Source organism: Pseudomonas sp. PS01299 (assembly GCF_029960145.1).
Taxonomy (GTDB): Bacteria; Pseudomonadota; Gammaproteobacteria; order Pseudomonadales; family Pseudomonadaceae; genus Aquipseudomonas; species Aquipseudomonas putida_A.
The window spans coordinates 1-15,951 of the sequence record NZ_JASCPO010000130.1; the positions used below are offsets into that span (position 1 = coordinate 1).

6 protein-coding genes are annotated in these 15,951 nt (G+C 63.8%); 4 read left to right on the top strand and 2 right to left on the bottom strand.

The window, feature by feature from the left end; translation table 11 throughout:
• Positions 1 to 88 precede the first annotated feature (88 nt).
• Together QMX91_RS20305 and QMX91_RS20310 are read right to left on the bottom strand one after the other, a co-directional pair.
• Entirely contained in the window at positions 89 to 1,111 is a 1,023-nt protein-coding gene (locus QMX91_RS20305; RefSeq protein WP_210557544.1) for a purine nucleoside permease, read from the bottom strand.
• A 15-nt stretch (positions 1,112 to 1,126) separates the two neighbouring features.
• Complete coding sequence (locus QMX91_RS20310; protein ID WP_223007311.1) at positions 1,127 to 2,086, bottom strand: nucleoside-specific channel-forming protein Tsx; 960 nt, start codon at positions 2,084 to 2,086, stop codon at positions 1,127 to 1,129.
• 453 nt (positions 2,087 to 2,539) lie between these two features.
• Here QMX91_RS20310 and QMX91_RS20315 point away from each other — a divergent pair, with 453 nt between their 5' ends.
• From QMX91_RS20315 to mnmH, 4 genes are all read left to right on the top strand, one after another.
• A complete protein-coding gene (locus QMX91_RS20315; protein WP_282413257.1) occupies positions 2,540 to 13,060 on the top strand; it encodes an autotransporter-associated beta strand repeat-containing protein in 10,521 nt (3,506 codons plus the stop codon).
• Between the two features lie 98 nt (positions 13,061 to 13,158).
• Positions 13,159 to 13,545, top strand: a complete 387-nt coding sequence (locus QMX91_RS20320; protein ID WP_223007309.1) for a DUF4440 domain-containing protein — start codon at positions 13,159 to 13,161, stop codon at positions 13,543 to 13,545.
• A 175-nt stretch (positions 13,546 to 13,720) separates the two neighbouring features.
• Positions 13,721 to 14,755 (top strand): selenide, water dikinase SelD, encoded by a 1,035-nt coding sequence (selD, locus tag QMX91_RS20325; RefSeq protein WP_096797393.1) that lies wholly within the window; start codon positions 13,721 to 13,723, stop codon positions 14,753 to 14,755.
• Positions 14,755 to 15,858, top strand: a complete 1,104-nt coding sequence (mnmH, locus tag QMX91_RS20330; protein ID WP_282413258.1) for a tRNA 2-selenouridine(34) synthase MnmH — start codon at positions 14,755 to 14,757, stop codon at positions 15,856 to 15,858. The genes selD and mnmH overlap by 1 nt, the downstream gene beginning before the upstream one ends.
• Positions 15,859 to 15,951 lie beyond the last annotated feature (93 nt).

A 15,951-nucleotide genomic window follows, 5' to 3' on the forward strand; every position in this document is an offset into this window, starting at 1 on the left:
CGCGAAAGCGGTGTGTCAGCGAAGCAAGTATTGGCTGATACACCGCATTCGCGAGCAAGCCCGCTCCCACATTTTTACCGTGTTGTACTCAGGATTGCGGAACGCCGTTTTCCCACGCCGACCAGTGTTTCAGAATGTCCTGCACCAGCGGGTTGCCGGCGCGATAGAGGTTTTCCAGCGCCGGCACGAACCCGCCCTGATCGGCGTATTTCAGCAGATTATCCACTTCACTGCCGCCCGGTGCCGGCCGATCAAAGTCAGAGCCGGCACGCACCACGGCCAGACGCTGCACATCCACCAGACCTTCGCGACTGGCACGCAGCAGCGCTTCATAGGTGGAGTTGTCTTCCTGTTGTGTGGTGCAGTATTCACCCTTGTTATCGGTCAGCAGTTTGGTCCAGACCTCGGCGCGTTCGCTCAGGCGTGTACCGGAGAACCAGGTGTTGCCCGCCAGCGTGTCGCAGCGCGTGACCACGGGCGGCTGATTGGCCGGGGCCGAGGGGTATTTCCGGCGCCACGCCGCCGACTCCTTGCTCTCGCTCAGTTCGACCTTGTGGCTCAGGGCGAAGGCTTTGGCCTGCAGTGTCGGGTTGAGTTCGAAGACTTCGGTCTTGTAGTCCAGCGGCGGCTTTTCGTTCGGACCCTTGGTGTTGATACCGAGGTAACCGGTCGGCCAGCTCGCCGGCGCATCGCGCGAATCCAGTTCCCATTGGGTACCGAATTCCACCAGGTAATGCGCCCACGCGGCGGTGCCGATGGTCCCGTGCTTCGGGCTGATGCCGGCGATACCCGCGATCAGGAAGTAGCTTTTGCGCAGGTCGAATTTCGGCGACAGCGCCAGGGCCAGGGTCGAGGCGGCAGCGTTGGTCTGGCCCATGCCGGTGGTCAGCAGACACACCTGCTGGCTGTTGCAGCGAATGCTCGGGTACTCGGCGGACAGCCCCGGTACGCGGATTTCCTGTTTTAGGTCGAGGCGCTCGATCCAGTTCTGCGCCTCGGGGGCGAACATGGTGATCAGTACGACTTTCGGCTGGATCGGCGCTTCAGCCGCCCACGCCGTGGAAGAGAGCAGGGCCGCAGCGGCCAGGGTCAGACGCGTCATTGCTTGCATGAGAATCTCCTGATTTCAGAACTGGTAGCCGATGCCGGCGTAGTAACCCCAACCGTTGGAGCGCGCGCGGAAATTGCCGTCGCCGAAGTTCAACTCACTGCCGTCCTCCCAGTTGCCGCCGTTATGGAAGTAACGGCCGACCAGGGTGAAGCGCAGGTGGGTGAACGAATACAGCAACACGTTGGTCGCCACCGTGGCATTGGCGGTGCGCGCCGGGTTGTCCTTGTGGATGTCCGAGCCGAAGTCGAAGTTGGTGAAACCGATGTAGGTCAGCGACGCGCCATTGCTGAATTTGTCGATGGGCACGATGTACTTGAGCTGCGCGCGGTAGCCGTCCCACGAATACTCATTGCTCGCGCCATAGTTTTCCCACTGGTAGCGCCCGTACAGGTTGGCCGACAGGTTGACCCGCGAATGGGTGTCGATGTCGGTGCCGAAGCCGCTGTACAGGGTGTTGGCGCGGTTCTCCTTGCGGCTGCCGTGATCGTAGATCCAGTCGAACGCCACGTACCATTCCTTGAACGGGCCGATGGCCAGGCTGCGGCCGGCGAGGTAGTCGATAGAGATGCGCGGCTCGTGTTCCATGAACACCGGTGAGCCGTGATCCCACACGCCTTTGTCATGGCTGTTGCCGATGTTGAAGATCTTCGGAATGTCGACGTAGCCGTACAGCTCGAACGGACCCTTGCGCCCGAAGTACTCGTATTCCAGGTAGATATCGTCGGCCGGTTGCGGCCCGAAGCTGATGTCCTTGCTGCCGATCAGCGTCAGGTCCTGGTTGTACCAGTCCGACAGATACACGCCTTTTTTCGGCGGGGCAGCTTCCGGGCTGAGGGCTTCGCCCTGAGCGGATTCGTCGGGCAGCGCCGGTTGCGCCAACGCGCTGTGGCTGAGAACTCCGGTAACGCCGGTCAGTAGCAGGGAAACAGCAAACGTGCGCGCAAACGGGGCGCGAAGAAGGGAAGCAACGTGCATTCAAAGTCCTTTTTTTCGGATCGAGGCCCGGGTTCTGCGGGTCTGTACGGTTTTGTTACGAAAAAGCCGTTATCGGCAGGTTGCAAACGTTTGCATAAGGCGTACCAGTTTCTTTTAAACGCTGAAATTCTCCTGTGGGAGCGGGCTTGCTCGCGAAGGCGTCGGGTCAGGTGACACATCCTTCTCAGTTACACCGCTTTCGCGAGCAAGCCCGCTCCCACAGGGTTAGTCAGGTGTCGCCAAACCCAGTGTTTACTGGCCGAAACCCGCGGTTTAGAAGGCCCTAGTATTAAAGTATTAACACCATTTAATCAGTGCCCCATCGCGGGGCGTCTACTAGCTTGTCAGCCAAGACGCGGTTTTGTGATGACCGTCGCAGTCTTGATTCGCGTGTGGAATAAGCACGTCTCCCACGCCTTCAAGGAAGAATTTGGCCACGACAAGGAGTAGCCCGTGGAAGCAAGGTTTGGTGTCGCCCTCGTTTCGCGTTTTTCCCCACTTTCCCTTGCTGTGCACCTGAGCGTTGCCGGACTGTTGTTCGGCGGCGTCAGCGAGCAGGCGCTCGCGACCTGCTCGGCGGCAGGTTCGACGATTACCTGTTCGGGCGTCCCGACGCTGCCGCTGTTTCTCAATGACTACAGCAGTGCCACCAGCGGCCTGACGGTCAACGTCACCAACGGAGCGCAGATGAACGCCACCCTGGGCGGCAAGGTGCTCAACCTGACCGGGGCCAACATCAACCTGAACAACTCCGGCACCCTCGACCCGGCCTTGCTGGGCCTGGTGTCGATCCTCAGTGGCGGTGCGTTCATCGGTACCGGCGCGACCAGCACGGTGAGCATCGTCAACAACGCCACCGGGCTGATTCGCGGCACCGGCATGTTGCTCGGGCTCAACCTGACCAGCATCGACGGGCTGGGGATTGCCGTGAACAACTCGGTGTCGGGCACCACGACCATCACCAACGACGGCACCATCACCTCCACCGGGCTGTCGGTCGGCGGCATCACCCTGGCCGATACCCCGGTGGTCGGGGTGTATGGCGGTTCGCAAGTCAACATGACCAACAGTGCCAGCGGCACCATCAATGGCCGGATTGCGTTCGAAACGTCAGTGGCGGGCAACACCTTCACCAACGCCGGCAACATCACCGGCGGTGTGTCGATGGGGGCGGGCAGCACCAACACCTTCTACGCGATCACCGGTTCCAGCGTTAACGTCGGCGACGGTGTGCAAGTCTCCGTCGGCCTCGGTGGCCTGATCGGCATCAACCTGACCTTCGCCCCGACCGGGACGATCGATGGCGGCGCGGCCGGCACCAACACGCTGATTCTGCAAAACCCGATCGGCCTTGGCGGCGGCACCACCGGGACGGGCACGGCGTCCAGCGCCACCTACGTCAACTTCAACAACCTGACCCTCAACAGCGGCACCTGGACCTTGCAGGGGCCGTTGGTCAGCGGTGCGACCACGCTCAATGGCGGTGTCGCGCAGTTTAACGACAACGCGGCGTTCGGCAGCGGCGTGCTGACGTCCAACGGCGGGATCCTCCAGGCCAGCAATGCCGGTTTGACGCTGGCCAACCAGATCAACCTGGGCGCCGGCGGCCTGACCCTGCAGGGCATCAACGGCACGACCCTCAACGGTGTGATTTCCGGCACAGGCGGCCTGACCAAGATCGGCAGCGGCCAGCTCAACCTCAACGGCATCAACACTTACACCGGCAACACCGTGCTCAATGGCGGTGTGGTGCTGGTGGGCAACAACCAGTCGTTCAGTACCGGTGGCATCACGGTTGGCGGCTCTTCGAGCATTTCAGCGACGGCACCGATTTCACTGGCTAACGCGATCACGCTCAACAGCACCCTCACCGCAACCGGCACCGGTGCGTTGACCTTGGGCGGGGTAATCAGCGGCGCCGCCAACCTGACCAAGACCGGCAGCGGCAGCCTGACCCTCAACGGCATCAACACCTACACCGGGATCACCAGTCTCAGTGCCGGGGCCTTGCGCGTCGGCAACAACAACGCACTGGGTACCGGTGTGCTCAACACCAGCAACGGCACCAGCCTCGACAGCACCGGCAACGTGACACTGGGCAACAACGTCGGCATCACCGGTGCGCTGAACGTGCTCGGCAGCAATGCGCTGACCCTGGGCGGCATCGTCTCCGGCACCGGTGCGATCACCAAGAGCGGCAGCGCCAGCCTGACCCTGACCGGCAACAACACCAACAGCGGCACCACCGCACTCAATGGCGGCAGCTTGCTCGTTGGCAGCAACACCGCCCTCGGCACGGGCGCATTGAACGCGGCGGCCGGCACCACGCTGGATGCGACCGCCGCCGTGACGTTAGCCAATGCCGTCGCGCTGGCAGGCGGGCTGACCATCGGTGGCACTCAGGCGCTTGGTTTGAGTGGTGTCATCAGCGGCGCCGGCAACCTGATCAAGGGCGGCACTGCGAACCTGACCCTCAGCGGCAACAACACGTTCTCCGGTGGCACCGCGCTGAATAATGGCACGCTGATCGTCGGCTCCAACACCGCGCTGGGCACCGGCGCACTGACCACGGCGGCGGGCACCACCCTCGACGCCAGCACCACCGTGGCGCTGAGCAACGCGGTCGCCCTCGGCGGCAACCTGAACATCGCCGGCAACGCCAATCTGACTCTCGGCGGCATAGTCAGCGGCAGTGGCGGGCTGACCAAGAACGGCGCGGCCAACCTGATTCTCAACGGCGCCAACACCTTCAGTGGCGGAACCACGCTGAATGCCGGCACCCTGACCGTTGGCAACGCCGCCGCATTGGGCAGCGGCGACCTGACCGTCGCGAACGCCGCGACCCTCGACAGCAACACCTCGGTCATCCTCAACAACAACGTCGCCCTCAACGGCAACCTGGCCATCGGCGGCAGCAACGGCATGATCCTCGGCGGCGTGCTAAGCGGCGCCAGCCAGTTGATCAAGAACGGCACGGCCAACCTGACCCTCAACGGCGCCAACACCTTCACCGGTGGCACCGCGCTCAACGCCGGCAGCCTGACCGTCGGCAACGGCGCGGCACTCGGCACCGGCACGTTGACCGTGGGCGGTGCGGGCGCAACGCTTAACAGCAGCGCCAACGTGACGCTGAACAACGCGATTGCCCTGAACGCCAACCTGACTGCCGGCGGTGCCAACCCGCTGACCCTCGGCGGCGTGATCAGCGGCAGCAGCAACCTGATCAAGACTGGCGCTTCGACCCTGACCCTCACCGGCGCCAATACCTACACCGGCTCTACGTCGCTGAACGCCGGGACACTGATCGTCGGCTCTAACACCGCACTCGGCACCGGCGTGCTCAACGCTGGCAACAACACCACACTGGACGCCAGCACCGCTACGAGCCTGGCGAACAACGTCAACCTCGGCGGCAACGTGACAATCGGCGGCAGCAACGCGCTGACTCTCGCAGGCGTGGTCTCTGGGGTCGGTGGTGTGACCAAAAGCGGCCCGGCCGACCTGATCCTCAACGGCGCCAACACCTACTTCGGCAACACCGCGCTGAACGTCGGCAAGCTGATTGTCGGCAGCAATACCGCGCTGGGCAGCGGTGCGCTCAACGCGGCAGCCGGCACCACGCTGGACACCAACACTGCCGTCACGCTGGGCAATCAGGTCAACCTGGCCGGTGCGATGAACATCGGTGGCAGCGCCGATCTTACCCTCACCGGAACCGTCGCCGGTGCCGGCAGCCTGGTGAAAAACGGCGCGGCCAATCTCAACCTCAACGGCACCAACACCTACGCCGGCGGCACCACGCTGAACGCCGGTACGGTGACCGCCGGCAACAGTTCGGCGCTCGGCACCGGTGCGTTGACCGTTGGCGGCGCGGCAACGCTCGACAGCAGTTCGCCGCTGGTCAGCCTGGCCAACACGGTCGTGCTCAATGCGGCGCTGAGCGTCGGCGGCACCCAGGACCTGACCCTCGGCGGCGTGATCAGCGGCGCCGGCCAACTGGTCAAGAACGGTAGCGCCAACCTGACCGTCAACGGCACCAACACCTTCAGCGGTGGCAGCACGCTCAACGCGGGTACGCTGACACTGGGCTCGGCCGCTGCGTTGGGCAGTGGCGGCCTGACCGTCGGTGGCGCTTCGACGCTGGACACCAGCACCGGCATGAGCGTCGGCAACAACATCACCCTCAACGCCGGCCTGACCCTGGCCGGCAGCAACACCCTGAACCTCAGCGGCGTGATCGATGGCGCCGGCAGCCTGACCAAGGACGGCTTTGGCGATCTGACGCTCAGCGGCAACAACACCTTCACTGGTGCGCTGAACATCGCCTCCGGCAGCGTCACCACCGTGAGCAGCGGGGCGCTGGGCAACACCTCCGGCGCCAACATCAGCGCCGGTGCCAATCTCTATCTCAACAGCAGCGCCAGCCTCAACGGCTTGAGCGGCAGCGGCAGTGTGCAGATCGCCGGCGGCAATACCTTGACCGTGGGGGGGCTGAGCAACACCAGCACCTTTGACGGTGACCTCGGTGGCAGCGGTGCGCTGACCAAAGTCGGTACCGGGACGCTGAACCTCACCGGCAGCAACGGCCTTACCGGCAACACCAATGTCAACGGCGGTACGCTGAATCTCACCGGTTCGCTGGCCAGCACCCAGCTCAATATCAACAACGGCGCCACGCTCACAGGTACCGGTTCGGCGCTTGGCTTCATCACCATTAACAGCGGCGGTCATCTGGCGTTGTCCTCGGGCAACACCTTGTCCACCTCGTCGCTGATTCTCACTGCCAACAGCAATGTCGACGCGAGCCTTGCCACGCCATCGACCTCCTCGCTGATGAATATCGGCGGCAACCTGACCCTCGACGGTAACCTCAACGTCACCGATGCCGGCGGCTTTGGCGTCGGTGTCTATCGCTTGTTCAACTACATCGGCGCACTGACCGACAACGGCCTGACCGTGGCCGGTGTGCCGGTGGGTTATGGCCTCGGTGACATCCTTGTGCAGACCCTTGGCAATCAGGTGAACCTGGTGGTGTCGGCACCGAACACCAACCTGCGTTTCTGGGACGGCAGCCAGACCATCCCGAACGGTAATGTGGACGGCGGCACCGGTACATGGACTGCCGGCGGCACCAACTGGACCAATTCCAACGGCACGCTGAACCAGACCTGGGCCGGCGATTTTGCGGTGTTCCAGGGCACGGCCGGCACAGTGTCGGTCAACGGCACGCAACTGTTCACCGGGATGCAATTCCTCACCGATGGCTACAACGTGGTCAACGGCACGTCGGGTCTGCTGACCGCCGTCAATGGCACCGGCGGCACCACGGCGATGCGGGTCGATCCGGGCGTGACCGCCACGGTCGGCGTGGACATCAACGGCAGCGGCATCCTCAACAAACTCGATGCCGGCACCCTGGTACTCAACGGTGCCAACAGCTACACCGGCGGCACGCAACTGGACGGCGGCAAGATCATCGTCGGCAGCAACACCGCGCTGGGCAGCGGCACGCTGACCGCCAACGCTGGCACACAACTCGATAGCAACACAGCGGTCACTTTGGCGAACGCGGCAACGCTCAATGGCAATCTGACGGTGGTCGGCAGTAATGCGCTGACCCTCAACGGCGTGATCGGCGGGACTGGTGGCCTGATCAAAAATGGCGCGGCCAGCCTGACCCTCGGCGGCAACAACGCTTTCCTCGGGCCGGTGGCGCTGAATGCGGGCGGCTTGATTCTGGCGTCGAACAGCGCGCTGGGCTCGGCCACTCTGAACGCGGCGAGCGGCACCACACTGGATGCCAGCGGCGCCTTTACGGCGGGTAACGCGATCAATCTGGCGGGCAACCTTGATGTCGTCGGCAGCAACGATCTGACACTGAGCGGTGCGATCAATGGCGCCGGCAGCCTGACCAAGAATGGCGCGGCCAACCTGATCCTGAGCGGGGCCAACAACTTCCTCGGCGGCGTCACCCTCAACGCCGGCACACTGACCGCCGGCAACAACGGCGCACTCGGCCTGGGCAACCTGACCGTGGCCGGTGCCTCGGCGCTGGACAGCAACACCGCGGTGTCGCTGGGCAACAACGTGGTGCTCAACGCCAATCTGACCAATACCGGCAGCAGCGACGTAGCGCTCAGCGGCGTGGTCAGCGGCACCGGCGGTCTGATCAAGAACGGCGCGTCGAACCTGACGCTCAACGGCATTAACACTTACAGCGGCGGCACCACACTGAACGCCGGCACCGTGACCCTTGGCACCTCGGCGGGCCTGGGCTCCGGCGCGGTAACCGTGGCGGGTGCGTCGACCCTCGACACCACCGCGCCGTTGGTGCTGGCCAACAACGTCAACGTCAATGCCAACCTGAGCGTGGCTGGCAACAACAACCTGACGCTCGGTGGCGTGATCGCCGGGGCGGGCACCCTGACCAAGAATGGGCTGGCCGACCTGACGCTGTCCGGCAACAACACCTTCAGCGGCACCTTTGATGTGCAGTCGGGCAGCCTCACGACACTGGGCAACTCGGCACTGGGCAGCAATGCCGGGGTCAATCTCGGCGCTGCGGCGACGCTGAACCTCGGCGGCTCCGGCAGTCTCGCCAGCCTGACCGGCAGCGGCACCGCGCTGATCGGCGGCGGCAACACCCTGAGCATCGGCGGCAACAACGCCAGCAGCCTTTTCGCCGGTGTACTCACCGGAACCGGCGAGTTGAGCAAACTCGGCACTGGTACGCTGACCCTGACCGGCCTCAACAGCCTGACCGGCAACACCACGGTCAACGCCGGCACCTTGAACGTCAGCGGCTCGCTGGACAGCGCCAGCGTACTGGTCAACAGCGGCGGCACCCTGACCGGCGGCGGCTCGCTGGGCGGCGCGGTGAGCGTGGCCGACGGCGGTCATCTGGCCGGCGCCACCGGCAGCACCCTGTCGGTCAACTCGCTGGTGTTCAACGCCAACTCCAACTTCGACGTCGGCCTCGGCGCTCCGGTCTCCGGTGGCGGCAACGCGCTGGTCAACGTCGGTGGCAACCTGACCCTCGACGGCAACCTCAATGTCAGCGACATCGGCGGTTTCGGCAGCGGTGTGTACCGGTTGATCAACTACACCGGCGGCCTGACCGACAACGGCATGCTGATCGGCACGGTGCCGGGCAGCGTCACCCCAGGCGATCTGACCCTGCAAACGGCGCTGGCCAACCAGATCAACCTGCTGGTTACCGCACCGGGCGTCACCGTGCAGTTCTGGGACGGCAATCAACTCGTCGCCAACGGTTCGGTGGATGGCGGCAGCGGTACCTGGGGCGCCGGCACCACCAACTGGACCGACGTCAACGGCACCACCAATCAGGCCTGGACCAACAACTTCGCGGTGTTCCAGGGCACGGCGGGCACGGTCACCGTGAACGGCGCACAAACCATCACCGGCATGCAGTTCGTCACCGATGGCTACAGCCTGCAGGACGGTACGGCCGGTGCGCTGAATCTGGTCAACGGTTCGTTGGGTAACGCCACGGTTCGAGTCGATCCGAACGCCACCGCGACCGTCGGCGTTGCGCTTAACGGCAGCGGCACCCTCGGCAAATACGACACCGGCACGCTGGTGCTCAACGCCGCCAACGGCTACACCGGCGGCACCGCGCTCAATGGCGGCAAGATCGTCGTTGGCAACAACGCAGCGCTCGGCAGCGGTGTGTTGACCGCTGCGGACGGCACCGCGCTGGACAGCAACGCGGCCGTCACGCTGGGCAACGATGTGGTGGTGAACGGTGGCCTGACTGTCGCTGGCAGTAACGCCTTGACCCTCGACGGTGTAGTCAGTGGGGCGGGCAGCCTGATCAAGTCTGGTGCTTCGAGCCTGACCCTCAACGGCAGCAACACCTACAGCGGTGGTACTCAGCTCGCTGGCGGTACGCTGGTGCTGGGCAATAACAGCGCGATCAGCAGTGGTGCATTGAGCGTGACCGGCAACGCCAGCCTCGACAGCACCTCGGCGCTGCAACTGGCCAACGCGATCAATCTGGGGTCGCAACTGACCCTGGCCGGCAACCAGAACACCACGCTGCTCGGCGCCATCACCGGCACCGGCAGCCTGGTGAAAAACGGCAGCGCTGACCTCGTGCTTAGCGGCGCCAACACCTACAGCGGCGGCACCACGCTGAACGCTGGCACTACCACCGGCGACACCAGCAGCCTGCAAGGCGCCATCGTCAACAACGCGGCGCTGACCTTCGCGCAGAACGCCGACGGCAGCTACACCGGCAACCTCACCGGCGCCGGCACGCTGAACAAAACCGGCACCGGCCAATTGCTCCTGACCGGCAACAACACCTTCACCGGCAACACCTCGGTGCAGGCCGGTAACCTGATCGTCAACGGCGTGCTCAACAGCGCCAACGTCAACGTTGCCAGCGGCGCGAAAGTCGGCGGCAGCGGGCAACTGGGCGGCAACGTGCAACTGACCAATGGTGCGACGCTGAGCGGTGGCGGCAGTGCCACACCGTTGTCGGTCGGTTCGCTGGCGTTGTCCTCGGGCACCAACCTGGACTTCAGCCTCGGCTCGGCCGCCAGCTCCACCACCGTGGTCAACGTCGCCGGTAACCTGACCCTCGACGGCACGCTGAACATCAGCAACGCCGGCGGTTTCGGCACCGGGGTCTATCAACTGTTCCGCTACGGTGGCAGCCTGACCGACAACGGTCTGGTCTACGGCAGCCTGCCGGTGTCGGCGGCCAACCTGACCCTGCAAACCGCGATCGCCAATCAGGTCAACCTGTTGGTACAAGGCACGCCGGGTGAGGTGCAGTTCTGGAACGGCGGCACTACCAACCCTGATGGCAGCATCGGTGGCGGCAGTGGCGTGTGGGGCCCGGGCACCAACTGGACCGATCCGAGCGGCACTCAGGCGCTGGCGTCCAATGGTCAGTTCGCAGTGTTTGGTGGCCAGGCCGGTACCGTCACTGTGCAAGGCAATCAGAACTTCACCGGTCTGCAGTTCCTCGCCGCAGGTTACAACCTGGTGCCGGGGGCTGGCGGTACGCTGACGCCGGTCAACGGTGCCGACGGCAGCCTGGCGCCGGTGCGGGTCAATGCCGGGGCCAGTGCTGAAATCGACGTGCCGCTGATCGGCACCGGCGGTATCGAGAAACTCGATTCCGGCACCCTCGTGCTGACGGGCGCCAACACCTACAGCGGTGGCACCACCGTCAGTGGCGGTACGCTGATCGGTAACACCACGAGCCTGCAAGGCAACATCACCGACAACGCCACGCTGGTGTTCCAGCAAAACACCGATGGCCAGTTCAATGGTGTGCTCAACGGCACCGGCGCGCTGTTCAAACGCGGCGTGAGTCGCCTGTTGATGGTCGGCAATCAACCGTTCAGCGGTACGGTTTCGGTCGATCAAGGCCTGCTGCAAGTCGGCAGCCGTGCGGCCCGGGCTTCGCTGGGCGCACAAGTCACGGTCGCCAACGGCGCAGGCCTGAGCGGTAACGGCAGCGTCGGTTCGGTGGTCAACCACGGTGTGGTGGCTTCCGGTGGCGCTGACGGCACCTTGAGCGTGGCCGGCAACCTGACCAACAGCAGCGATGGTGTACTGGCGCTGACCGTCAGCTCGCCAACCGCCACGCCACTGGCGGTGGGTGGTACGGCGGCATTGGGCGGCGGTCTGGTGGTCAACAGCCTGGCGCCATTCACCGGCAACACCACCTACTCGCTGATCACTGCGGGCGGTGGGGTGACCGGCACCTTCAGTGCCACCGATCTGCCGCAGTACGCGTTCCTTAACAGCTCGCTGATCTACGGTGCCGATTCGGTGACCCTGGCCGTGAGCCGCAACGGCAACTCGTTCGCCGATGTCGCTGCCACGGGCAACCAGCGCGGCACCGCCACGGCACTGTCCAATAACGGAGCGGCCGGCGCGGCGTTGCAGAACCAGATCGTCAACCTCAGCGTCGCCGGTGCGCGCAATGCGTTCGACAGCCTGTCGGGTGAAATCCACGCCAGCACCGCCAGCGCCATCCTGGAGGACTCGCGCTTCATCCGCGAGGCGGTCAATGACCGCATGCGCCAGCCATCGTGCAGCGCCGCGGATGATCCACGCAAAACCCTGGCACCGAGCGACACGCAACTGAGCAGCAACGGCTGCCACGGGGAAATGGTCGGCTGGATCCGGGCTATCGGTGCCTGGGGCGACATGGGCGGCGACAGCAACACGGCGAAAGTCGATCGCAACCTTGGCGGTTTCATGCTCGGCACCGACAAGGCGCTGGATGACACCTGGCGTGCCGGGATGGCGGCCGGCTACACCCGCAGTAACCTCAATGCGCACGATCGCAACTCAGATGCCAAGGTCGACAGCTACCACTTGGCCGGTTATCTGAACTCGCAATTCGATGCACTGGCGGTGCGCCTCGGCGCGGCTTACAGCTGGCACAGCATCGAGACCAAACGCGATGTCAGCGTCGGTACTTACAACGATCGCCTGAAGGCCGATTACGACGCGCGCAGTGCGCAGGTGTTCGGTGAAGTGGGTTACGCGATCAGCGCAGCAGGCGTTGCCATCGAACCGTTCGCCGGGCTTGCCTACGTCAACTACGACAGCGACACCGGCAAGGAAAAAGGTGGAGTGGGGCGCCTGAAGGCCGACGCCGATCAGGACATCACCTACTCGACCCTCGGTGTGCGTGTCGGCAAATTGGTGACCCTGGCCAACGGCAGCCAACTGACGCCACGCGCGGCCATCGGCTGGCGGCATGCCTACGGCGACACCAAACCTGACGCCGACCTGACCTTCATCGACGGCGGCGCCTCGTTCAGCACCCAGGGCGTACCCATCGCCAAGGACAGCGCATTGCTCGAAGCCGGCATCGACTTCCAGGTGACCCCGACCGGCAAGCTGGGCATCGGCTACTCAGGCCAGGTGTCGAGCGACAACAACGACAGCGCGTTCAACATCAGCTTCAGTCAAAGCTTCTGAATCATGGTCGAAGTACTTTAGCCGCCCGAAAGGGCGGTTTTTTTTGCACAATCGAAAGCCTTTGTGGCGAGTGATTTCTGCACTGAGGTAGGAACGAGATGGATCTGTCGAAGCATTTGTTAAATCTGGAAAACCGCTTGCTGTCGCGCGCCGTGCGCGAGGATGCCGCAGAACTGGCGAGATTGATCGCGGACGACTTTGTCGAATTCGGCGCCAGCGGCGGCATCTGGAATAAATCCGATGTACTGGAAGCATTACCGCAGCAAGTGTTCGCACAACGTACCGTCAGTCAGTTCACGCTCAAGCAATTGTCGGAAGATTCGGCTCTGGTGACGTATCACTGCCATACCGTAGCTGGCGGCCAGCGGGTGCCGGCGGACAGTTTGCGCAGTTCGGTATGGCGGCGGCAGGGTGAGCAGTGGCAGATGGTTTTTCATCAGGGCACTTTTGTGCCCGGCCGTGAAACCGTGGAGACCCGTCGATAGCTTTCGCGAGCAAGCCCGCTCCCACACTGGATCTTCAGTGAACACAGGATTTGTGGATGACAGCGATCCCCTGTGGGAGCGAGCTTGCTCGCGAAGGGGGCCGAACATTCAGCGCAAAAATCAGCCGGCCCGCGCTCTGCTAGAATCCGCCCCATCAACTGCCAGAGACTCTCCCATGAGCGAGCCGATTCGCCTGACCCAATACAGCCACGGTGCCGGTTGTGGCTGCAAGATTTCCCCGCAGGTGCTGGAAGTGATTCTGGCCGGCAGCGGTGCGCAGAACCTTGACCCGAAACTGTGGGTCGGCAATGCCTCGCGTGATGATGCGGCGGTGTACGAGATCGACGCCGAGCGCGGTGTGGTGTCGACCACTGATTTTTTCATGCCGATTGTCGACGACCCGTTCGACTTCGGCCGGATCGCTGCGACCAATGCGATCAGCGACATCTATGCGATGGGCGGCGATCCGTTGATGGCGATTGCGATCCTCGGCTGGCCAGTGAATGTGCTGGCGCCGGAAGTGGCGCGGGAAGTGATTCGCGGCGGGCGCGCGGTGTGTGACGCCGCCGGCATTCCGCTGGCCGGCGGGCATTCAATCGATGCGCCGGAGCCGATCTTCGGCCTGGCCGTGACCGGTCTGGTGGAAAAACGCCACATGAAGCGCAACGACACCGCCACCGCCGGTTGCCTGCTGTACCTGACCAAGCCGTTGGGCATCGGCATCCTCACCACCGCCGAGAAGAAAGGCAAATTGCGTTCCAGCGACATTGGCGTGGCCCGTGACTGGATGTGCACCCTGAACAAACCCGGCAGCCGTTTTGGCAAACTGGCCGGCGTCACCGCGATGACCGACGTTACCGGTTTCGGCCTGCTCGGGCATCTGGTGGAAATGGCCGACGGCAGCCACCTGACCGCACGTATCGGCTACAACCACGTGCCGCGTCTGGACAGCGTCGAGTACTACCTCGAACAGGGCTGTGTGCCCGGTGGCACCTTGCGTAACTTTGACAGCTATTCGAGCAAGCTCGGCCGTCTGCAGGAGTTGCACAAGCGCGTGCTGTGCGACCCGCAGACCAGCGGCGGTCTGTTGATTGCAGTTACACCGGAAGGCAACGCCGAATTCCTCGCCGTGGCTGCCGAACTGGGCCTGAACCTGGCGCCGATCGGCGAGCTGGTCGAGCGACAGACCCACGCAGTCGAGGTGAACTGATGTCACGCGACTGCACCGATTACCGCGATATTTTCCTCAACGACCGGCCGATGATGGATGCCCGTGCGCCGATCGAGTTTGCCCACGGCGCGTTTCCCGGCGTGGTCAACCTGCCGCTGATGAACGACCGCGAGCGCGAGCAGGTGGGGACTTGCTACAAGCAGCATGGACAACAAGCCGCCATCGCCCTGGGTGAGCGGCTGGTGTCTGCCGAAGTGCGGGAGCAGCGCATTCAAGGCTGGGTCGAGTTTGCCCGGGCACACCCCGACGGCTATCTGTATTGCTTTCGCGGCGGCCTGCGTTCGCAGATCGTCCAGCAATGGATCAAGGAAGAGGGCGGGATCGATTACCCGCGTGTCGGCGGTGGCTATAAGGCGATGCGTACGTTCCTGCTGGAGACGATCGATCAGGCCGTGGCCGAGTGCGATATGGTGCTGCTGGGCGGCATGACCGGCACCGGCAAGACCGAACTGTTGGTGCAGTTGAGTAATGGTCTGGATCTGGAAGGCCACGCCAATCATCGGGGTTCGAGTTTCGGCAAGCGCGCCACCGGCCAACCGACCAACATCGATTTTGAAAACCGTCTGGCCGTTGATGTGCTGAAAAAACGCGCCGGCGGGATCCAGCAGTTTGTGCTGGAAGACGAGAGCCGGGTAGTCGGCAGTTGTGCCTTGCCATTGCCGCTGTACCGAGGCATGCAAGTGGCGCCGATGGTCTGGCTCGAAGACAGCCTGGAGCAGCGGGTCGAGCGGATTCTGCAGGATTACGTGATCAACCTGCACGCCGAGTTTGTCGCGGTGCATGGCGAGCAGGGCTTTGCGCTGTATGCCGAGCGATTGATTGCGAGTTTGAACAATATCCAGCGCCGGCTGGGCGGCGAACGCCATCAGCGGATGTTCCTGCAGATGGAAGAGGCCTTGGCCGAGCAGGCGCGCAGCGGTTCGGTCGAGCAGTTCCGTGACTGGATCAGCGTGTTGCTGCGCGAGTATTACGACCCGATGTATGCGTTTCAGCGTGAGAAGAAGGGCGGGCGGATCGAGTTTGCCGGGGAGCGCGGGGCGGTGCTGGAGTATCTGCGTGAGCGGGTGAATCAGCGGGTTTGAGGGTGCTCTTGCGGGCCTCTTCGCGAGCAAGCCCGCTCCCACATTGGGTCTCCACTGGGCAGAAATTTCTGCCTGGCGCAGATCCCCTGTGGG

Bases quoted from the DNA above. Each gene is read 5' to 3' on its own strand.
- mnmH (WP_282413258.1), top strand. From the start codon at position 14,755: ATGTCACGCGACTGCACCGATTACCGCGATATTTTCCTCAACGACCGG.
- QMX91_RS20305 (WP_210557544.1), bottom strand. From the start codon at position 1,111: ATGCAAGCAATGACGCGTCTGACCCTGGCCGCTGCGGCCCTGCTCTCT.
- selD (WP_096797393.1), top strand. From the start codon at position 13,721: ATGAGCGAGCCGATTCGCCTGACCCAATACAGCCACGGTGCCGGTTGT.
- QMX91_RS20310 (WP_223007311.1), bottom strand. From the start codon at position 2,086: ATGCACGTTGCTTCCCTTCTTCGCGCCCCGTTTGCGCGCACGTTTGCT.
- QMX91_RS20320 (WP_223007309.1), top strand. From the start codon at position 13,159: ATGGATCTGTCGAAGCATTTGTTAAATCTGGAAAACCGCTTGCTGTCG.